The organism is Robiginitalea aurantiaca, assembly GCF_030380815.1.
GTDB lineage: Bacteria > Bacteroidota > Bacteroidia > Flavobacteriales > Flavobacteriaceae > Robiginitalea > Robiginitalea aurantiaca.
In genome coordinates, this window is the sequence record NZ_JAUDUY010000001.1 from 511,858 (window position 1) to 532,656 (window position 20,799).

Genomic DNA, 20,799 nt, shown 5'->3' on the forward strand with positions numbered 1-20,799 from the left:
TCGCCATAGTTTTGGGGTGAATCCAAATCAAAAATCATGAATACGTTATCGCTTATAAAAGAAATTTACATCAATGCGTTCCGGAACATAAGCAACTATATTGTAAAGCGCTATTTCAAAGTCTTTGCCATATTCAGTTTTATCATGTTCCTGATCGTCTTGTACGCATTTATATACCGTGTATACACTGGGTTTCCTTTTCAATAATGGATAAAGGAGTGAAGATTCACTTCAAAACCTAACATAAAGTGCAACAGTAAATCTGCAGGGATGGCCTTTTTGGTTATCCCTTTTTTTATTTCCAATACGCTCTCTCACCATACCACAGGACGCCAAATGCAAAAGCTGTCATTCTCGAAGGGTCATCCAAAGACCTGTTCTGGAACAGATTGACTTGGTTGGTTTCCGGGATTTACATACATTGGGAGAAGGAAACAACAGGTCTTCGCAAAACCATGCGATGATCGTCCAACAAATGCTGATATGAAAAATATAATTGGAATTGCCCTGGTGGCTATGCTATTACTCGGATGTAAAAATGAAGAACAGGCGAACTTTGAAGCTGAAAAGAAAGCCATAGAAATGCAACGGGCAGAAAAAGAAGCCCTTGCAGCCATTGAAGAGGCTAATAAATTGGTCCCCCTACTTACGCGACAGGGAAAGTTCAAGGAAGCTGGTAATTACTTTGCTGAAGATGTCGTACAATTGATTTCTGGCCAACCCCCCATAATAGGACGAGATGCCTGGGTTCAGGCCCAAAAGGATGCTGCGGAGCTCGGGGACTGGAATCTGGAACTGGAAATTCTCGATTTTCAATTTTTGGGTGACCACGCCGTAGAGCGGGGCAGGGGAGTCCAAACTTTTGAAGCGAATTCGCAAAGCCCGATACCTTCCATGCAGTTGGTGGGGGATTACCTGGTGTTCTGGAAAAAGTACCCTGAGGGCTGGAAAATACAGTACGATTACGTGGTTGTCCAGGCTCCTGAACAGGAAACTGCCGAAAGCGAATTGCCTTAAATCCACGGCCATACCAATGTGTATATGAATAAGCAGGAGCGCAAGCGGCACTGGGAGGAGATTTACAACACCAAGCCGCTGGAGACAGTTAGTTGGTACCAGCCGGTACCCGAGGTTTCACTGGAACTATTTTCCATTTTGCAAATTTCAAGGGAGGCCCCTGTGATCGATGTGGGGGGAGGTGATAGTCTGCTTGCAGATCATTTACTGGATCTTGGGTATACGGATATTACCGTGCTCGATATTTCGGGCGCGGCCATAGATCGCGCTAAAAAGCGTTTGGGGGAACGGGCTCAGAGGATTCACTGGATTGAGGCTGATGCCACCTCGTTTATCCCGGAACGCCCATATGCCTTGTGGCACGACCGGGCAGTTTTTCATTTTCTCACAGAGCCCGAACAGCGGACTGCCTATATCCGGAATGCGGTATCCGGAATTCAGGACGAAGGGCATCTGGTTGTCGGGACCTTCTCGGATCAAGGCCCTTTAAAATGCAGTGGACTGGAAGTGCAACGGTATTCCATTGCTGAATTGCAGCATCAAATGAGTCCTTTCTTTAAACCGTTGCGGTGTTTGAATGTGGGGCACAGCACACCTTCGGGGTCGGTACAGGATTTCACCTTTTGCGCCTTTGCCAGGTCCTGATTAACCTTACTCAGGCTGAGCTCCCTTTTCGATAAGCAATTTTGAAAGTGGCATAAGTGCCGGTATGGTTTCGGGATAATACAGCTGCCGGTAAGCGGACATGCTTTTTGTGCGGAATCCGGTCTAATATGCTGTCATTCAACTGATATTACCTGAATTTGATCCAAAATAAAGGGCGATTCCCAGCCCTGGCATGCCTTCTGCACATCTGTATATTAAAGCAGATGTTATGAAAACAATATACATACTTAGAGAAATTTATTCGGAGGCTTTCCGGAATTTGGGGAATTACCTGATCAGACATTCTTTGAAGCTGTTTGCCTGGTTTAGTTTTACCCTCATACTTATCGTTTTGTATGCGTTCTTTTTCAGAATGCTGACTGGTTTTGCGTTTGTGTAGCAATACCCTCCTTTTCAGGGGCCTGCCTTCACAAGGTCAAATTTTAACAAAACAGAATAAGGAATAAATCCAAAAAAAAGGAAATAATCCATAAATTAGCATCCCTTGTTTTTTTAAACCTGAGATGCAAAAGACCATTCTTCATCTGGACCTCGACACGTTTTTCGTCTCTGTGGAGCGAAAACTGGACAGTCGACTGAAAAACCGACCTATTTTGGTGGGTGGGCTCAGTGACCGGGGGGTAGTCGCAGCCTGCAGTTATGAAGCCAGGGGATATGGCATCCATTCAGGGATGCCCATGCGTATGGCCAGGGAACTCTGTCCGGAAGCTGTCGTGATTCGCGGAAATGCCGGAACCTACAGCTCACATTCAGATGAGGTGACTTCCATTATCAAGGAGCAAACCCCTTTGTTTGAAAAGGCGAGCATCGATGAATTCTATGCAGATCTTTCAGGGATGGACCGGTTTTTTGGCTGTTACCGCTATGCTACCGAACTCCGCCAGCGGATTATCCGGGATACCGGCCTGCCGATTTCTTTTGGCCTTTCGGTAAATAAGGTGGTTTCCAAGGTAGCTACGGGGGAGGCCAAACCAAATAATCAACTCCTGGTCGACTCCGGATATGAAAAACCATTTCTAGCCCCCCTTTCCATCAAGAAAATCCCCATGGTGGGGGATAAGACCTATCAGACCCTGCGCAATCTCGGCCTGAGGCAGGTCAGTACCATACAGCAGATGCCCATGGATGTTATGCAGCGCGTACTCGGAGCCAACGGGACCGTAATCTGGAAGCGGGCCAATGGCATTGACAACCGGCCGGTAGTCCCTTTTTGCGAACGTAAATCTATTTCCACCGAACGCACTTTTGACCGGGATACCATCGATGTACACCGACTTCGGGGAATCCTTACCGCCATGACGGAAAACCTTTCTTTCCAGCTTAGGCGCGGTGGAAAACTCACCGGATGTGTCGCTGTCAGAATCCGATATTCAGATTTCAATACCTATTCCAAGCAGGTGCGCATCCCCTATACGAGTGCAGACCACAAGCTAATTCCTATGGTGCAGGGCCTTTTTAAAAAATTGTACGGCCGGCGTTTGCTGGTTCGGCTTATCGGGGTGCGCTTCACCCACCTGGTGCCGGGCAATTACCAAATTGACCTTTTTGACGATCAGGAGGAAATCCTGAACCTCTATGCTGCGATGGACCGGATGCGTGAGCGTTACGGCGATAAGAGTGTGATCCGGGCCTCTGGCCTGGGGGCCCGCACCATTGGTCGTATGCATAACCCATTTAACGGGGACCCCCCTGTTGTGCTGGCGCACCGCAAGCAGTAGGAGCAACGTTAAGCGGTTGTTTTTTCAGTGTGTTTTGAGATTTGAGCTGAGGTTGCAGGAGTAGTTTGGAGCCGGGTTTCCCGTCTGCGGAATGCTTATTTAAGCACAGCCCACAATGCACGGATAAACGGAATTTGGCAGATGATCGGTTGCTGCGGCGGGAGGGATTTATTTTCAGGTACTCGCGCAGCAATACAATCGCGCAGGTAAGGAAAAGCAAAGAATAACACAGGTAGTTACCTCAGTTAAAATCGGTTAAAACTCAGTATAAACCCAGTCAGATGTACCTCAACTGTCATACCTATTACAGTCTTCGCTACGGGACGTATTCCGAGGAAGCCCTGCTCAGTATGGCCCGGGAAAACGGGATTACCCGCCTGGCCCTGACCGATATCAACAATACTTCGGCGGGGTTGAATTTTGTACGCCGGGCTTCGGAGTTTAATATACACCCCCTGTTGGGGATCGATTTCAGAAACGGAACCTCCTGCTGTTTTGTGGCTATTGCCCGAAACAATGAGGGCTATCTGGAATTAAACCGGTTTCTCTCCCACCACCTTCACGGGAAACGCCCCTTTCCGGAACGGGCTCCGGCCTTTTCAAACGCTTATGTGATCTATCCTTTTGAAAAGGTCTTGCTGGAAGAGATCAAGACTTTTGCCCCCCATGAATTTATAGGGATTTCCCTTCGGGACTTACGCCGCCTCCCTTTCAGCCGTCTTATAGAATACCGTGAAAAACTGGTGGTTTTGCAGCCGGTAACGTTCCGAAACAAACGCGACTTCAACGCTCATCGGCTGCTCAGGGCAATAGACAACAATGTGTTGCTGAGCAAGCTCCCGGAAACCGAACAGGCCTCCCCTGAAGATTGTATGTACCCCCTGGAGAACCTTGCAGCTGCATTCTCCGATTTTTCCTTTATTCTCGAAAATACAGAACGGCTGATGCAGGCCTGCGAGATTCGATTTGATTTTTCCAGCCAGCGCCGGCCTCAGAACCTCCAGACCTATACGGGGAGTGAAACTTCAGATATCCGTCTGTTGGAGCGGTTGTGCCAGGAGGGGATGCCGTACCGGTATAAAAATCCGGGGCCGGAGGTACGCGCCCGCCTTGAAAAGGAGCTGGACCTGATCATTAAAAAAGGGTTTGTTTCCTATTTTCTGATCAACTGGGATATTGTCAGTGAGGCCCGTCGCAGGGGTTTTTTCTATGTGGGGCGCGGCAGTGGTGCAAACAGTATTGTGGCCTATCTGCTTCGCATTACCGATGTGGATCCCATTGAGCTCGACCTGTATTTTGAGCGGTTTATCAACCTGTTCCGGGCCAACCCACCAGATTTTGATATCGATTTTTCCTGGAAGGACCGGGAGGCCATTACCCGGTATATTTTTGAACGCTTTAAACACGTCACACTCCTGGGAACCTATGTTACCTTCCGCCAACGCGGGATCATCCGGGAGTTGGGAAAGGTTTTCGGGCTTCCCAAGGCGGAGATCGATTTATTGTGCCAGGGACAGTATCCGGATTCCCGCCTCGATGAGGTAGCCCGTCTGGTGCTCCGCTACGGCGAACTCATCAGGGGGATGCCAAACTACCTGAGCATCCATGCCGGCGGGATTCTGATCAGCGAGAAGCCCATCCATTATTTTTCGGCTACCCATTTGCCTCCCAAGGGGTTTCCGACTACTCAGTTCGACATGGTGATTGCCGAGGATGTGGGGTTGTACAAATTTGATATCCTGGGTCAGCGCGGGCTTGCCAAAATTGAAGAAGCGCTGGAAATTATCCGCGAGAACCAACCCGATGCCTTCCAGCGGATTGATATCCACGACATTCCCACCATCAAACGGGATTCCCGGATCAATCAAATGATTAAATCCGCTCAGTGTATGGGGTGTTTTTATGTGGAATCCCCGGCCATGCGGATGCTTTTGCGCAAGCTGGAGGTAGACAATTATCTGGGCCTTGTAGCGGCCAGTTCCATCATACGCCCGGGAGTAGCTAAAAGCGGGATGATGCGGGAGTACATCATGCGCCACCGAAATCCGGAGCGGATCAGGCAGGCCCACCCGGTACTGCTGGAGATTATGCCGGATACCTACGGGGTGATGGTGTATCAGGAGGATGTCATAAAAGTCGCCCATTATTTTGCCGGGCTCAGCCTTGGGGAAGCCGATGTGCTTCGCAGGGGGATGAGCGGGAAGTTCCGCTCCCGGGAGGAATTTGAACGCGTCAAAGCGACATTTATCGCCAACTGCCGCAAAAAGGGATATGCCGAGTCCCTGATTTCAGAAATATGGCAACAAGTGGCCAGTTTTGCGGGATATGCCTTTGCCAAGGGGCATTCGGCTTCCTATGCAGTAGAGAGCTATCAGAGCCTGTTTCTCAGGGCGTATCATCCGTTGGAATATATGGTTGCAGTCCTCAATAACGGGGGCGGGTTTTATCGGGCAGAACACTACATTCACGAGGCCCGGATGCTGGGGGCAACTATTCATGCGCCCTGTATTAACCGCTCTGTGGGGCTAACCCGTATCGAAGGGGTGGAGATTTACCTCGGACTGATGTTTTTGAAGGATCTGGAGTCCCGGGTTATCGAGAGGCTGATCGCTGCCCGCATGGCAGGGGGGAGCTTTACCAGCCTGGAAGATTTCCTGGATCGGGTGCCCATCTCCATTGAACAGCTGAGTATTCTGATCCGGATAGATGCCTTCCGAAGCACGGGGAGTGAAAAGCACCAGTTACTCTGGCGGGCCCATATGATCCTTTCCAAAGGAACGATCCGGGAGCACCCAAGGCTTTTCCCGCCTCAGCATTCCCGTTATGAACTACCTCGCCTGCACGCCACTTCCCTTGAAGATGCCTTTACCGAGCTTGAGTTACTGGGTTTTTGTCTTTGCAGCCCCTTTGAGCTCCTGGCCGATAAGGCAGTGAATTCCCATGGCAGTCGGGATCTGCCTGGTTTTCTCGGAAGGATAATCGATATGTACGGTTATTTGGTAACGGTAAAAAATACCAGCACGCATAGCGGGAAGAAGATGTATTTCGCCACCTTTATCGACCAGCAGGGAGCGGTCTTTGACACCGTGCATTTTCCTCCGGTCGCTGCCAAATATCCTTTTCGGGGGAAAGGTATTTACCGGCTCTTCGGGAAGGTAGTCAGCGAGTTTGGGTTTCTGAGTCTCGAAGTGGTGAAGATGGAAAAACAGGAATACATTTCCGATCCGCGGTATGCCGAAATCAAAACCAGCACGCGTCTGCTCGGGCAGCGTCATCAGAGCAAACGCACCCCGTCTGAGATCCGGACCTCCAGGGGTTCCGCCTCCCTCCCAAAGGATTGACGATAGGCCATACACAGCTGCTCACTGACCCTTTCAACCGCATCCGTACGGACCAGGTTAAGGCTGCAGCCTCCAAAACCCCCACCCATAATCCGCGCTCCCAGAACCTCTGGAAAGGATAGGGCGGTATCCACCAGAAAATCTACCTCCCGGCAACTCACCTGATAGTCGTCCCGCAACCCCTTGTGGGAATCGGATAACAATGCGCCCAGGGTTTCCATGTCGGAATGCTCCAGGGCTTCCGCCGCCTTCAGGACCCTCGCATTTTCTTCAATAACAAAACGACACCGTTGGGATACAGTATCCGACACCGTATGCCGGAGGCATTCCAGATGTTCCAGGGATGCATCCCTGAGAGATTCAATCTTCGGATACGTTTTTTGTAAATGAGCCACTCCTTTAAGGCATTCGGCGCGGCGCTCGTTATATGCACTATCTGCCAGGGAATGTTTAACCCCGCTGCTGATCAGAAGCAGGCTATACGCGCCAAGGGCAGCTGGAATATACCGGTATTCCAGGTTTCGGCAATCCAGCAGTATAAACTGGTTTTTCCGGCCCATTACACAGGCAAACTGGTCCATAATACCACACTGGGTTCCGACGAACCGGTGCTCCGCCTCTTGTGAAAGACGAATGAGATCCAGAGATGGGAGTCCGAGCTCAAAAAGCGCATTGAGGCCATAAGCCATCCCGCATTCCAATGCGGCAGAAGAACTTAGCCCGGAGCCCTGTGGGATATCAGATCTGAAGTTGGCATCGAATCCTCTGAGTTTCCCGGAGTATTTTGAAATTTCGCTGAGAACGCCCAGAATATAGTTTTCCCACCCCTCCCCGGGTTTAAGGTGATTTAAATTTGCCTGCATGGTTTTTTGAAGGGCCTCGCTCGAGATCCGGCAAAGCGCCTGGTCCCCGTTTTTCTCAATCTCAAATTCCATATGCTGACCTATGGCCGCAGGGAGCACATAACCATCGTTGTAGTCTGTGTGCTCCCCGATAAGGTTAATTCTACCAGGAGCGGCTATACGGACACGTTGGTTTTCAGCTGTGACATTCGACATATCTTCCGATTCTTGGATTCCAAAGTACAAAAGCAGGAGGGTTCCCGAAACCCCAAGGAGTATTTTTAAGGAATAACTGACCCAGGTCCTTGTACCATGTGTTTATTTTGATTAATATCGAGTATGAGATACCGCATACTTCTGGAAAGGGGTGTCTTCCCTCCGGGACCATTTCTTTAAGAGGTAACGTGCAACAAACCAAAATGTAACGGTCATGGAGTTTAACCAACAGGAAAAATTAGGGGTCATTAAGGCCATTGATCAGGTCATTCGAACAGACGATAAGATTTATGAGGGGGAGTCTTTTTTTCTTGCCCAGCTTTCAAAAGTCGTCAAGTTTGATCGCGCCCTGTTTGATCAGGCCCGTAATATGACCCTGGATGCAGCTATTGAGATTATCAAAGGCATGCCGGATTCGAAAAAAGAAGTGCTCGCCATGATGTTGAATCAGGCGGCTAATGCGGATGGACGGGTTCAGGAAGAAGAACTCAGGACAATCCACAACATTTTTACCCTTGGCGGGGTCGATTTTGAGAATTTATAAGGCACCTTAAGAGCTTCTTTTCAGGCAAAAGAAGTGCCTTTGAAGGCGCCGTAATGCATGCCCAACCAAGAAAAACCAACCAACCGTGGAGTTCAATTTAGCTGAGAAGCTCGGGATTCTCAAAGCAATCGATCAGGTGATTCTGGCTGATGACAATGTTTATGAAGGCGAGGCCATTTTTGTCTCCCAGCTCTCCAACGTCGTCGGATTCAGCGCAGAACTCTTTAGAGAGGCCCGTAAGGTCGAGGTTGAAGAGGCCATGGGTATTCTGGAAGCTATGCCTATGGCGAAGAAAGAAGCCCTGGCGATCATGCTCAATGAAGCTGCAAACTCAGATGGCCGGGTAGGGGAGGATGAGCTTAAAATCATTTACAGAATCTTCAGACGCATCGGCATTGATTTCGATGAGATTTGAGATTTTCATTCAGAACTGTTGACTCAGAGGTAACTCTGTCACATATGAAATTCAGTGTTTAGAATAAGCCCATAACATCTCAATCCAATGCTAACACACGATTTGTCAACGGACGATTCAATATTGAATCAGTTTATTTCCGAGATCCGGGATACCGATATTCAGAAAGACCCCATGCGCTTTCGGCGCAATATTGAACGCGTAGGAGAGGTCCTGTGCTATGAGCTAAGTAAAACCCTGGATTACCAGACGCGTACCGTGCAAACACCCCTGGGAACTACCACGATGCCGGTCCCGGTTTCCCCTCTTGTCCTTTGTTCAGTCCTCCGGGCCGGACTTCCTTTACATCAGGGTCTTCTCAATTATTTTGACCGGGCCGAAAATGCGTTTATTTCAGCATACCGCCACCATCCAAAAGGGGGTGATGATTTTGAGGTAGTTGTAAAATACCTGGCAGCCCCTGACCTCAACGGGAAAACACTGGTTTTGACGGATCCCATGCTGGCCACGGGCAAGACCCTGGAAAATGTACTGAAGGCCCTGAGGGCCCATGGGGAGCCAGCCCAGATACACATCCTCTCCGTTATAGGTTCCAAGAAAGGGGTCGCTCATGTCTCGGAGGTATTTCCTGAGCAAACCCATCTGTGGATTGCAGCTATAGACGATACGCTGAGTCCAAAAGGGTACATTATACCCGGGATTGGCGATGCAGGGGATCTGGCATTCGGATTGAAATTATGAATTCTCGGAAGCCTCGGTATACTTGTACTCCAAAAGCCATTCAAAGGGCACTGTTTTGAGTGCTTTTATATGCGTTCCCTCCAGGATCACGGGAGGGGCAAAACCTTCATTATAGGCCTCCCGCCATCTGCTGACACAAAGACACCATCGGTCCCCAGGCTTAAGCCCGGGGAAATTATAATATGGGATTGGGGTACTTAAATCATTGCCCCTACGGGCTGTAAACTTCAGGAATTCTGCTGTCATTACAGCACAAACCACATGTGTCCCTGTATCGGAAGGACCTGTCCGGCACAGCCCATCCCTGTAGAAACCGGTTAGGGGAGCCAGGCAACATGCTTTAAGGGGTTTTCCAAGTACGTTCTGATCTGAATTCATTCCAGGATTTTATTAAAGGTACAATCCGCCGGCATAATACAGAAAAACCGAATCCCTTAAAAAATCCATTTTTATCCTTATCTTAAGTGAAAACTTCTGGTCATGGAAGATTTCGTAACTGCGGCAAAAATCATTCTTTTTGTAAGTATCGTCAACGTCTGGTTCTTCAGAGCTAACCGGGGAACCCAATGGAGGGGTGGGGACGCCCTGACCATGAAAGAGGAGTTCAAAGTATACGGCCTTTCTGAAACCATGATGTACATGATTGGCGTCCTAAAGGTGCTTTCTGCCATCGGACTCATCGTTTCTATCTGGTATCCGATGCTGGCCATCCCGGCCTCAGCGGCCATGGGATTCCTTATGACGGGGGCTATTTGGATGCATTTGAAAGTAAAAGATCCGATCAAAAAGGCCTTGCCGGCATTCGCTTTTCTTTTGCTTTCTGTTTTTATCTGGCTCTACAGTACAGGGATGATACATGGATAACTAAAAACACCTCCCGGGCATGGGAGGTGTTTTTCGAGGGTGATTGGAGCCACACTTACTGCCCCTGCCCGAGGGAATACCCGCGAACGCCATCGAATTCATAGAGGTTTTCAGTTTTGATAATATCGACATTTGATATAACAGCTTTTTGAAGGACCTCGATAATATCTTCTTTTCGAGCCTGTACACCCTCTGAAGCGCTGAAACGACAACGCCAGTGATCCGTGCAGAAGGTTTCGTCAAAACCATTCGGCCAGACTTTGACCCCGCGATTGGTTATCATTGATAACTTGAGGGCCGGGTTCTCAATTACCTGAAGTTTTGCCGCCAGATCGTCCGGATCTTTTCCTCTCCAGTCAACAAATACATCCACCCCTTTGAGTTCCTTTTTAGAGGTGGCCTTTCTCTTGTATTCCGGAAGGGAAATAGCTTTAAAGCCGTTGTAATTTGCAGGACTCATGAATTCGGGATTTTTGCCCAAATTGGCGATAACGGCATCGGCAAAAGCTCTGGTGCCCACTCGCTCCTTACTTTGACTCTTGCGATAAATGTCTGTAGTGTGAATGCCCTGTTCGAGTGTTTTGAGCCAGGCATTCTGAACTTTTTCGGCAATTTCAGGTTGCCCGATGTGTTTTAACAACATCACAGAAGCCTGGATAAGACCCGAAGGATTGGCGATGTCCTGGCCTGCAATGTCCGGAGCAGATCCGTGGATGGCTTCGAACATGGCACAGCTACTTCCGATATTGGCTGAGCCTCCAAGGCCCACGGAGCCTGAAATCTGGCTGGTAACATCAGAGACGATATCTCCGTAAAGGTTTGGCATCACAACTACGTCAAAACGCTCAGGAGAATCCGCCACCAGGGCAGTCCCGATATCGACGATAAGATGCTCGCTTTGGATCTGCGGATATTCGGGGGCAATCTCACGAAACACCTTGTGGAAGAGGCCATCGGTTTGTTTCATTATGTTATCCTTGGTCATACAGGTCACTTTTTTACGTCCCTGACTCATCGCATATTCAAAGGCATAACGGATGATTCGCTCACATCCCGGGCGTGTGATTAATTTTAGGCACTGTACCACCTCATCGGTTTGCCTGTGCTCGATTCCCGCGTAGAGGTCCTCTTCATTTTCCCTGATAATCACAACATCCATGTCCGGATGACGCGTATCCACAAAAGGGTAGTAACTATTGCAGGGCCGTACATTGGCATACAGGCCCAGGGTTTTTCTAAGGGTGACATTCAGACTTTTATACCCGCCTCCCTGAGGCGTGGTGATGGGGCCTTTGAAGAAGATTTTGTTTTTGCGTACGGCATCCCAGGCAGCATCTGAGATTCCTGTAGTCACGCCTGATTTATAGACCTTCTCGCCTACCTCAATGGTATCGATGTCAAGGCGGGCTCCAGCCGCATCCAGAATACGCAGGGTGGCTTCCATGATCTCCGGACCGATCCCATCCCCATAGGAAACCGTAATTGCGGTTTTTGCATCGGAGTTAGTAGCGCCTTTCACTTTCGGCCTTTCAGTAGTCTGAGTGTTGTAATTCATAGGATTAATTTGTGGTTTACGGAGCAAATATCGAATGAATTATTCATATATTTTTATTTATGTTTTTAATTTAAAACATAAGTATTATTAATGTAATTTGGCTTGATTCCTGAATCCGGATGAACTTAAAGACCTTAAAGGAAGTGCGCTTACAATGGAATTAATTAGTACCTTTTGCCTTGGTTTTCCGAATGAGCGATCCTTTAAATCGTAAGAATCATAAACGAAATTTCTGCTGCTATGGAATTTAATGCAATTGAGAAACTCGCCATTTTGAAGGCGGTTGATGAAGTAATTCGAATGGATGACATACTCCATATCGGTGAACTGGATTATCTGAGTAAGTTGGCGGAGGTTTTGGAATTTGATACAGAGCAGATTCTTCAGGCCAGGGAAGTAGAAGCGATACAAGCCATTTCGGTTATCAGGGTAATGTCCGAGCAGAAGAAAGCATTTTTGATGCGGAGCATGACCGAGGCAGCGAATGCCGACGGAAAGGTCGACGAGGCTGAAATTCAGTTTATATACAGGGTATTCGCCGCTGCCGGGATTTCGGTTGAGCATTGAGTCGGATTGGGGGACGCTTGGGGGGTCGCCCCCGCCCCGCATACCCAAGTTATGCAGTGTGCCTGAAAATCGCAATCACCTCCTGACAACCTATTTGAGTGCGATCTTACTCAAATAACAGGACATTCCAAAAGCCTTAACCTATCGATTTGAGAAGCGATTGAAGGCCTTAGGCTAAAGTCGCAGATTTCCTAAAAAGCATTGAATTTCTTTAATTATTAGTCAGGAAACCCTATTTTAATCTCCCTCTATTTCCAGTTGAGGTTGTTTTAAGGGATAGCCTCAGCCCATAATCGGGCGGGAAACTGCCTTAGCTGGGGAGCTTATTTCCCAGGATCCGGGATCTGTTTTGCAGGACGCATCGCGCTAACAGACAGGAAATCGTTGGGGTTAAAGGGTAGCGAGGGGTACGCTGATCAGAACAGTAAATATGGAGAAGGAATGACCACAAAACGGACATGGAATAAAAAGGGACTACAACTCCTGCTTGTTGTTCTCCTGCTTTTTCTGACCTCCCAGACTTTTGGTCAAATCGGGGAAGTAAAAAAGGAACATCGGGTTATTGTGGGCTCCTCGGGGGACCCGCAAATTTCTTTACCCTATTTGGAATTTATTCGGATATCGGATAAACCAGGGTACTACAAATTATGGTATAAGGATGAGCTCCATTCCCGGGATAAGATCAAATCCCTGGACTTCTACGCCTCTGAGATGGAATTAAATTACCTGTATCATGTCTTCAAGGATGGTTATACAACGGTGAAACAGCGTTTAAGTGTGGGGGAAGGCTTGATTCTTACCTCCCGACCGGGCAGGGTAGGCCAGCCAATGAAAGTCACAATTTATTACGAAAACGGGTCTATGGGTGGCTTCTTTCTAAAGGAAGATCAATTGGAAAGAATGCTCGGAAGTTACAAGACCGTTCCCTCAGAATAGGTGGCCGGTGAAATAAGATAATTACAACACACTTCTTTCACTTTTTACATATAAATTTGAACAAAAGACATTTTCCATGAAAATTTTCAAAAGCCTGCTAGTTGTTTTTTTAACATTGCTTTTCACAGCCACCTCCTGCAAAGAGGAAAAGAAGGCAGAGACGAAGTCCACAGAAACGGAAGTCCAGACCGGGGATACCGAAAGCCAATTAATGGCTGAAGCCCACTACCAATGTCCAATGGATTGTGAGGATGGCAAGACCTATGGCGAGCCGGGTACATGTCCGGTATGTAAAATGGATCTAAAGCCGGTTTCCAAAGAAACGGCTATGACCTGTAAAATGCACGCCGATGGCGAGTGCACTTGTGATGGGGAGAAGTGCGCTTGCGAGAATTGCCCGAAACACTCCGGGACTCAGTAAGTAAAGACCGTCGGATTTTTTCTGATTTTCTCAATCAATAGGTCATTATCCATGACCTGAATTCCATCACGGAGACCCTCGGCTTCTACCTTGTGCGCCATCATGCAGTGCGGACAAACCCTAACATTACACCCGTCTGCCATCCCGTCTTTGAGTAACAATGGCGGGTTTTCCTCGTGGAATACCAGGGTATAGGCACCCGGTTTCATGAGTTTATCCCCATGGATATATAGAAATACAGTCACCTTTTGCCCGTTTTTCTGAACTTTCTCTGCCAAATGCAGTCCAAAAATGAGGAAAGGAGAATCATGGAGCTCAAAAGCTTTTCACTGTTTTAAGGTATGTTTTAAAGGTATTTAATTTTATGCCCATTGGTATTTAAGATCTATCCGGCAGGGTTCTGTATTTTGACAAGTGTTGGCTGATGGCGTCTTTTACTTCACTAAAATTGGACTGAACCAGCCAGTGCCCCCCGTCTACCTCTAAATACGTATAATCGCCTTTTACATAGTTTTCGGTCATTCTGGCCCCGAATGCCCCGATAGCGAAATCTCTGTTTCCCCATACAAATAGGGTAGGTGTTTGAACGTCCCCAATTGGCTTGCGGCCTTTTCGGATATTGGCCCTGTAGTAATTTAAGGCGGCTGTCAGCGATTGCTTTCTTCTGAATACTGACAAATAATTTTCCTGGACTTCGGGAGGGCTGCGTTTCCATAATTTCCGGAATGCCTTAAAATCATTCCTTCGGATGATGATCTCAGGGAGTACGGGGAGTAAAAAAAACCCGATGTACCGACTCATCTTTTTTTGGGCTTTGTCCTCTTTCAGGGCTTTTCCAAAGGCCCTGCTGTGGGGTATGGACAGAGATGTCCAACTGAGGATTCTTTCGGGATGGCGATAAGTGATGTCCCATCCAATGGCAGCGCCCCAGTCATGGCCTACCAGGTGAAATTTATCGCCTCTTAAACGCTCGGCGATACTCAGGATGTCATCCCCAATCCTGGTAATGGTGTAGTTTTTCACCCCTTTAGGACAGGCGTTTTTGCTGTAACCCCTCATGTCCGGGGCTATGCAATAGAAACCGAGGGCCGCGATTTCAGGCATGAGTTCGGCCCACATAATGGAGGTTTCCGGAAACCCATGGAGAAAGACGACCAGTTCGTTCTGTTTGTCTCCACAGACGCGATAGTCGAATTCCAGATCTTCTATTTTAATTTTTTCTGATCTTATCATAGGGGAGGTATTATGCTATGATGGGCGTTGACCCGAAGATAGGGATTTGAGGTTTTGGTTCGGGAGTACGTTACATGCCAGATCCTGTGCAAATGCTCATTACACATATTTTCGTAACTGAATTCGCTGAACATTCCTCGATATCACAGTGTCGGGCAGGGGATTCTGGTTTTGTGATTTTGAAGGTTGACCTTAAAAAAGGGACAATATAAGTTGAGAAACATTTCTATTATGGGTATCCTCTGCTTCTTCCACAGACCAATACAATTCTGGACATTACCACGATAAGTGATAAAGATCATAAAAGGGAGTGCTTAAAATGGCCTACATTCGCTTACCTTAAAGGATAATTTATGAAAAAGGGACTTCTGTTCGCCCTGACATTTTGCGCGGCAATTGGTTTGTTTGCTCAAAATCCCCTGTATACCAAAACCGGAACTGAATCTGATAACCAGGGGCGCTTTAGAACCCTTGAAGTACGCGGCCACACCGGTGGCCACATGTATGGTGGCGAAACTCTTACCTCCAAATTGGAATCGGGTTATGGTGCATTGGAGGTCCGTTTTGCCTGGCAGAGCCGGGATGAAGATATTTGGGGTAAATATGGTTATCCCTCATATGGGGTGGGGGCGTATGCCGGGTTTTTGGGAGACCCAGATGTCTTTGGAAATCCCAATGCCTTGTTTGGATTTATAAATTTCCCGATAAGCAAGCCCTCCAGAAGGAATCAATTCAACATTGAACCTTCTTTGGGCCTTACCTACAACCTGGAACCTTTTGATCCTGAAAATAATCCGCTTAATGATGCCATTGGAGCCCGGATGGCAGTATATTTTAACCTGAATTTTGGTTGGGCTTACCAATGGACCCCGGAAATGGATATCACTTATGGCCTTGATTTCTCCCATTTCAGCAATGGACGCAGTTTTACCCCAAACTGGGGGCTAAATATGTTCGGAATCAATGTAGGGATGCGCTACCATTACAATGCTGACCAGCACCGGGTGGACCGTGAAGGCTACCCGCAGGATAAACTTCAGAGCCGGTACCTTCGCTCAACCAAAAAACCCAACGAAAAGGTCCCAGAAAACCAGAGTGTGAACCTTTATACTGCCCTTGGCACGGTACAGACAGAGGAGGGAGCCGGTACCGATACCCGCTATGGTACCTTTTCGCTCGTGCTGGATTATCAGCATAAATTCAATAACATGCACAGCGTTTCCGCAGGCCTGGATTATTTTGTGGACAATAGCCTAAAGGAAACGTACCCTGAAGGGAATGGGAAGAACAGCCTTATAGGAATCCACGCTGGATATGACTTTATGTTCTGGAGGATCACTACCCTGGTCCACGGGGGTACCTATATTACAGAGAAATTGGGAAAGGACGCCCTTTTTCTCAGACCTGCTATTCGATATGACCTGAACAAATGGGCCTATGCCCAGGTAGGGCTTAAGACCATAGGATTTGCGGCAGATTGGGTAGAATTTGGGATTGGTATAAAACCATTTCGCTGGTAGCGACCATCTCACCCTGGAAACGAGTTGTGATTTTAGACCATCGCGCTACGGGTATTTTGCCCTTTGAAAGTGCGGGGCAGGCAACTTTTTTTATCTTCACCTCACAGAGCTATCGGAAACCCCTGTCTATGGATTTAGTTACAAAGGAAGCGCCAGAAGTTCGTTCTAAGAACCCTCAGGCGACAGATCTAAATACAATGGGAAATTATTTTTTCAAAATGGTACTGGCCCTGCTTGCAGTGACCCTGGTTTCGTGCAAGAATACTGAGAAGGCACTGGAAGAAGATCAAGCCCCGGCAACCTCCGGATATCAGGGCCAGGGCCCAAATTCGATCGTGCCCACAGTGGATCGTCCTGTTCAGAGACAATGGAAGGGGATATGGGCATTTAATGACAGCACTACTTTTTTTACCAATGATTTTGATGGCGGACGCCTCAACGGGGTAGCCTATGACGGCAATGATCATTATACGGTCTGGATAACTGCAGAGAACACGCCTATAAATGTCAGCCCCTGGTATGCCTTTAAGGTTTGGACGACTGCCCCCAGGGAAATTACGGTTCGACTGAGTTATCAAAATTCCCGTAGCAGGTATTATCCGAAAATCAGTAGTGACGGGGTAAACTTTAAACCTTTGGACAGCCTCTTTTTTAAGGCAATAAATCCGGGCGAGGGTGAATTCGGGATTAAGGCTGCGCCCGAATCTGCTGATATTACCCTTGCGGTAACTACGGAGCCCATAATTGTCGCCGCACAGGAACTTTATACTTCTTCCAGGGTAAAATCATGGATCGATTCCCTCAGCCAAAAATCCTATATCAGTTCGGATCCTATCGGCTTTACCAGGGAAAACAGACCGCTCCATTTAATGGAGATCAAAGAGAATGGGAAAGCGAAGAAGGCTCTGATGGTCATTGCCCGGCAACATCCGCCAGAAGTTACGGGTTTTCTGGCGATGAAGTCCTTTATTGAAACACTCTCAGGGGATTCGCCCGAGGCCAGGGAGTTCAGGAACAGCCATGCGGTATTTGTGGCGCCTCTTATGAATCCGGACGGTGTGGACAACGGGCATTGGAGACACAATATGGGGGGTATTGACCTGAACCGCGACTGGCAGAATTTCAATCAGCCTGAAACACGGAGCGTCCGTGATTTCCTGAGGACAAAAGACGCCGACTACGACTTCGTTTTTGGAGTGGACTTTCACTCCACCTGGGATGATATTTACTATCCACTTGACACGGTGGCCACAGGGGATAAAGGGAAAATTGTGTTTGATTGGATACAGGCCATAAGCCAGAGGCTGCCCCAGAAAAAAACGAATATCAGTGCCTCAGCACAATTGGACCCCACGATGGTTTCCCGCACATATTTCTTCGTAAACCACGAAATGCCTGCCATTGTCTTTGAATTGGGGGATGATACCCCCAGGGATTTTCTCAAACTAAAAGGGCAGGTGGCAGCCGAGGAATTGATGCGGCTGCTAAGGGAACAGTAGGCTGGAAGCTTTAAGTGCGGAAACCTGCTGCTTTTGTGATTCCAGAAAGTACCTTGATTTAGAAATTTTTGGCACCCACAAAAGTTTGCATATCAAATCCCCCTATCCAGGGTTTTTGAGAGAAATGCCATAATTTAAAGCCAGCGTTTTTAAATAGCAAGGGATAGTTATGCGAAAAAGAGGGCTCATTTCCGTAAAGTTGCGAATGGGGAGTTGTTGATAAGTCATGATAATGACCGTTAGGCTCAATAGTTATAAAGATGATTTTGCCCAATTGGTTGACTTCGTTTAAGAACCCTTGTAACTGGGTTTCGAGAAAATACTCTAAAGACTCATTTGAGAAGAATATAGTATTTCCATGACCGTGTTCTTTAACCCATTCCATGGCATCTTCAGCAACAAACTCAAGCCTATTATTACCTTTGAATTTCCGTTTGTTAATTTCAATCTGGTCAGGGCTTAGATCGATGCCGATAAGCCGTTTAAGAGCAGGAAATGCTGAACTGAGATAGTTTAGCGTATTTCCATTTCCTGTTCCTATTTCTACAAGAGTGTCAAATGATTCAGTTTGGTCAGCTATTTCATTTTTAAGTAAATCGAAAATAAACGTACTTTTTGGCAAGAAATTAGTTTCAAATCCGTCTTCTGTTTCTTCAAATAATTCGGTGGCATTATTGATCCAAAAATCGCGATTCGATTCTGCTATAGTATTGTAATCGTCTATTTTTTCCAGCTTTCTTACAAGTGCGGCCCGCATTAACCTTTCGGCGATGCTCATATGCTTTTTATTCTTATGAACCAGAGTGATTCTGTTTTTGGCAAGTTCACGTGCCTTTTTAGGTTGAATGAACACAAGGAAATTTCCTAAGGTTGCCGTGAGGCTTCTAATTAGAAGACTTTTTAATCTGTTCTTCATATTCAAAGGGGTGCTGGTGTTTTGATCAAGAAACATCTGATGTAGTCAATGCGGGTATAGCTCCAATATATAAGTGGAAGGCTATGAATTCGTATAGGCTACTCAAACCGATTCTTAATAATTCAGTCCACAAATAGTGTAATTAAGTGACAATTTAAGCTATTCGACAATTTTATTTCTATTCGAGAATGATTTGTTTTTATTTTTGAAGCCAAAGCGTGGCTGAGTTGACCGATAAAGGATTAACCATTATTTTGTGATAAAATGGGAGAGGAAACAAACTGGACCTAAGCTCCTATCTAAAGGTATGAGGAGTTTTTAAGGGTTTGTGTGCTTTTCTCAATTGTTTACGTTCATTATTGTCTTCCAAAGTAGTTTGTTTTTGGACCTTGACCACTGAAACAGCAAAGATTATTGCCTTATAATAAGAGGGACAAGTCCGATGAGTTCCTTTCCAAAGAGCAATTAGGAACCCATAAGTTTACTTACCCATAGAGGGAGTCTTTACAGCTGTAATTTTTAATAATGTGCGGTTTTAATGTTTAAGCAGAAGCAAATTGAATCACTAAAAATGGAGGAATTAAATGTTTATGAAATTTCCTCTTCAGAAGCTGTCGATCAATACAAGGATATCCTTAAAGCCGTAGGCAATAACTGGCCCTATCTTCGGTATGAATTAATAAATGTAGGAATCCTCGAGGATTCCCAATTGATGTATTTTGTATATAGCGTCAATGAGGAGCCTTTGGTGTTAATGCCTTTTTATAAAAGGCGGATCAGTATTGGCAATCAGAGAACAGCATATTTTGATGTTATAAGTCCCTGGGGATACGCCGGGCCAATATTTAAAGAGGCTATAGAGGAAAAGGTTGCCACTGCATTCTGGAGGTTGGCAGATGATTGGTACCGCGATAATAATATAGTCTCAGAATTTATTCGCTTTCATTTTCAGGGGAACCATCTTTGTTATTCCGGAAGTGTTGCCCATACCCTGTACAATGTTCGGGGGGTCATACGGGAAAAAGAGGTAATATGGGATAACCTCCAGTCAAAAACAAAAAACAAGGTTCGAAACGCCTACAAGAACAACCTCAGGTTCTCTATGTTTCATGGAAGCATATCTCCTAAACAGGTTTCAGAATTCTACGAAATCTATATCAGTACGATGGATCGCAATGACGCAGCCGAATCGTTTTATCACGACCTGGCCTATTTTCAGGAATTTGTTAAGAATAATTCCGATGGTTGCACTATCGGGATGGTTTATAAGGACGGCAGAGCCATCTCGACCGAGTTATTTCTGATATCCGAGGACACGGTATTTTCCTATTTTGGCGGGACCCTGGGGGAATTTTTTAAGCTCAGGCCGAATGATTTCCTGAAGATGGAAGCGATAAATTGGATGTATTTGAACGGATTCAAGTATTACGTGATTGGAGGCGGGCTAAAGGAGCATGATAGCCTGTATCAATACAAGAAAAAGTTTTTTCGCTTCGATGAGGATCCAAGCTTCTTAAGCGGGCGAAAAATAGTGAATTTAGAAGTTTACAGGGAGTTGGTCGGCATGGCATTACCGGAAATTCCAATCTCTGAAATAACGCTGGATTCAGCAAGCACAGGGTTTTTCCCAAAATATCGCAGCAAGAGAAACCGGTAATCTTTTCCTGAGTGACTAGTGAAATCCCCCTTTTAACACAATGGTGATGGATTGCCCTAATCAGGATTGCGGGAGTTGCCCAATTCCATTTTTGGACTCTGGTATTCTGTAAAACATCCATATTTGATTAA

General features: G+C 46.8%; 22 protein-coding genes. 16 read left to right on the forward strand and 6 right to left on the reverse strand.

Annotated features, from left to right (window positions below; translation table 11 throughout):
* The first annotated feature begins 36 nt into the window (after nucleotides 1-36).
* The 6 genes from QU605_RS15430 (at nucleotide 37) to QU605_RS02300 (ending at nucleotide 6,742) form a co-directional block, all read left to right on the forward strand.
* Nucleotides 37-207 (forward strand): DUF6747 family protein, encoded by a 171-nt coding sequence (locus tag QU605_RS15430; RefSeq protein WP_353655869.1) that lies wholly within the window; start codon nucleotides 37-39, stop codon nucleotides 205-207.
* A gap of 276 nt (nucleotides 208-483) precedes the next feature.
* Nucleotides 484-1,017, forward strand: coding sequence for a YybH family protein (locus QU605_RS02285; RefSeq protein WP_289723638.1), 534 nt, complete (start codon nucleotides 484-486; stop codon nucleotides 1,015-1,017).
* A gap of 24 nt (nucleotides 1,018-1,041) precedes the next feature.
* Nucleotides 1,042-1,662 (forward strand): class I SAM-dependent methyltransferase, encoded by a 621-nt coding sequence (locus tag QU605_RS02290; protein WP_289723639.1) that lies wholly within the window; start codon nucleotides 1,042-1,044, stop codon nucleotides 1,660-1,662.
* 229 nt (nucleotides 1,663-1,891) lie between these two features.
* Nucleotides 1,892-2,062: a DUF6747 family protein gene (locus QU605_RS15435; RefSeq protein WP_353655870.1), complete on the forward strand. Its 171-nt coding sequence runs from the start codon at nucleotides 1,892-1,894 to the stop codon at nucleotides 2,060-2,062.
* Nucleotides 2,063-2,186: 124 nt separating this feature from the next.
* Nucleotides 2,187-3,401 carry a DNA polymerase IV gene (gene dinB / locus QU605_RS02295; protein ID WP_289723640.1) on the forward strand — a complete coding sequence of 405 codons (1,215 nt, stop codon included), beginning with the start codon at nucleotides 2,187-2,189 and terminating at the stop codon, nucleotides 3,399-3,401.
* Nucleotides 3,402-3,682: 281 nt separating this feature from the next.
* Complete coding sequence (locus QU605_RS02300) at nucleotides 3,683-6,742, forward strand: DNA polymerase III subunit alpha (protein WP_289723641.1); 3,060 nt, start codon at nucleotides 3,683-3,685, stop codon at nucleotides 6,740-6,742.
* Here the strand turns inward: QU605_RS02300 and galK are convergent.
* A complete protein-coding gene (galK, locus tag QU605_RS02305) occupies nucleotides 6,676-7,800 on the reverse strand; it encodes a galactokinase (protein WP_289723642.1) in 1,125 nt (374 codons plus the stop codon). The two genes, QU605_RS02300 and galK, sit on opposite strands and share 67 nt — an antisense overlap.
* Nucleotides 7,801-8,014: 214 nt before the next feature.
* On the opposite strand from galK, the gene QU605_RS02310 reads away from it, so the two are divergent.
* The 3 genes from QU605_RS02310 to upp all read left to right on the forward strand — a co-directional run bounded on the left by QU605_RS02310 (nucleotide 8,015) and on the right by upp (nucleotide 9,500).
* Nucleotides 8,015-8,344, forward strand: coding sequence for a TerB family tellurite resistance protein (locus tag QU605_RS02310; RefSeq protein WP_289723643.1), 330 nt, complete (start codon nucleotides 8,015-8,017; stop codon nucleotides 8,342-8,344).
* Between the two features lie 85 nt (nucleotides 8,345-8,429).
* Nucleotides 8,430-8,759 (forward strand): TerB family tellurite resistance protein, encoded by a 330-nt coding sequence (locus QU605_RS02315; protein ID WP_289723644.1) that lies wholly within the window; start codon nucleotides 8,430-8,432, stop codon nucleotides 8,757-8,759.
* An 87-nt stretch (nucleotides 8,760-8,846) separates the two neighbouring features.
* Entirely contained in the window at nucleotides 8,847-9,500 is a 654-nt protein-coding gene (gene upp, locus QU605_RS02320) for a uracil phosphoribosyltransferase (protein ID WP_289723645.1), read from the forward strand.
* On the opposite strand, the gene QU605_RS02325 is transcribed toward upp, so the two are convergent.
* Complete coding sequence (locus QU605_RS02325; RefSeq protein WP_289723646.1) at nucleotides 9,495-9,878, reverse strand: DUF2237 family protein; 384 nt, start codon at nucleotides 9,876-9,878, stop codon at nucleotides 9,495-9,497. The two genes, upp and QU605_RS02325, sit on opposite strands and share 6 nt — an antisense overlap.
* A 102-nt stretch (nucleotides 9,879-9,980) precedes the next feature.
* Between QU605_RS02325 and QU605_RS02330 the strand changes: the two genes are divergently transcribed.
* Nucleotides 9,981-10,364 carry a DoxX family protein gene (locus tag QU605_RS02330; protein WP_289723647.1) on the forward strand — a complete coding sequence of 128 codons (384 nt, stop codon included), beginning with the start codon at nucleotides 9,981-9,983 and terminating at the stop codon, nucleotides 10,362-10,364.
* A gap of 55 nt (nucleotides 10,365-10,419) precedes the next feature.
* On the opposite strand, the gene QU605_RS02335 is transcribed toward QU605_RS02330, so the two are convergent.
* Entirely contained in the window at nucleotides 10,420-11,919 is a 1,500-nt protein-coding gene (locus QU605_RS02335; protein ID WP_289723648.1) for an NADP-dependent isocitrate dehydrogenase, read from the reverse strand.
* Between the two features lie 240 nt (nucleotides 11,920-12,159).
* Between QU605_RS02335 and QU605_RS02340 the strand changes: the two genes are divergently transcribed.
* From QU605_RS02340 to QU605_RS02350, 3 genes are all read left to right on the forward strand, one after another.
* Nucleotides 12,160-12,486: a DUF533 domain-containing protein gene (locus tag QU605_RS02340; RefSeq protein WP_289723649.1), complete on the forward strand. Its 327-nt coding sequence runs from the start codon at nucleotides 12,160-12,162 to the stop codon at nucleotides 12,484-12,486.
* 441 nt (nucleotides 12,487-12,927) lie between these two features.
* Nucleotides 12,928-13,422 (forward strand): hypothetical protein, encoded by a 495-nt coding sequence (locus tag QU605_RS02345; RefSeq protein WP_289723650.1) that lies wholly within the window; start codon nucleotides 12,928-12,930, stop codon nucleotides 13,420-13,422.
* Between the two features lie 76 nt (nucleotides 13,423-13,498).
* Nucleotides 13,499-13,843 carry a heavy metal-binding domain-containing protein gene (locus QU605_RS02350; protein WP_289723651.1) on the forward strand — a complete coding sequence of 115 codons (345 nt, stop codon included), beginning with the start codon at nucleotides 13,499-13,501 and terminating at the stop codon, nucleotides 13,841-13,843.
* On the opposite strand, the gene QU605_RS02355 is transcribed toward QU605_RS02350, so the two are convergent.
* Nucleotides 13,837-14,088, reverse strand: coding sequence for a hypothetical protein (locus QU605_RS02355; protein ID WP_434967910.1), 252 nt, complete (start codon nucleotides 14,086-14,088; stop codon nucleotides 13,837-13,839). The two genes, QU605_RS02350 and QU605_RS02355, sit on opposite strands and share 7 nt — an antisense overlap.
* A 133-nt stretch (nucleotides 14,089-14,221) precedes the next feature.
* Nucleotides 14,222-15,076: an alpha/beta fold hydrolase gene (locus tag QU605_RS02360; protein WP_289723653.1), complete on the reverse strand. Its 855-nt coding sequence runs from the start codon at nucleotides 15,074-15,076 to the stop codon at nucleotides 14,222-14,224.
* A gap of 353 nt (nucleotides 15,077-15,429) precedes the next feature.
* Between QU605_RS02360 and QU605_RS02365 the strand changes: the two genes are divergently transcribed.
* A complete protein-coding gene (locus tag QU605_RS02365) occupies nucleotides 15,430-16,596 on the forward strand; it encodes an acyloxyacyl hydrolase (protein ID WP_289723654.1) in 1,167 nt (388 codons plus the stop codon).
* Between the two features lie 128 nt (nucleotides 16,597-16,724).
* Nucleotides 16,725-18,095: a M14 family metallopeptidase gene (locus QU605_RS02370; protein ID WP_289723655.1), complete on the forward strand. Its 1,371-nt coding sequence runs from the start codon at nucleotides 16,725-16,727 to the stop codon at nucleotides 18,093-18,095.
* A 58-nt stretch (nucleotides 18,096-18,153) separates the two neighbouring features.
* Here the strand turns inward: QU605_RS02370 and QU605_RS02375 are convergent, their stop codons facing one another.
* The gene (locus tag QU605_RS02375; protein WP_289723656.1) at nucleotides 18,154-19,047 is read right to left on the reverse strand and encodes a class I SAM-dependent methyltransferase; all 894 of its coding nucleotides are present in this window, start codon (nucleotides 19,045-19,047) and stop codon (nucleotides 18,154-18,156) included.
* 535 nt (nucleotides 19,048-19,582) lie between these two features.
* Here QU605_RS02375 and QU605_RS02380 point away from each other — a divergent pair.
* Nucleotides 19,583-20,668 carry a GNAT family N-acetyltransferase gene (locus QU605_RS02380; protein ID WP_289723657.1) on the forward strand — a complete coding sequence of 362 codons (1,086 nt, stop codon included), beginning with the start codon at nucleotides 19,583-19,585 and terminating at the stop codon, nucleotides 20,666-20,668.
* The last annotated feature ends 131 nt before the right edge of the window (nucleotides 20,669-20,799 follow it).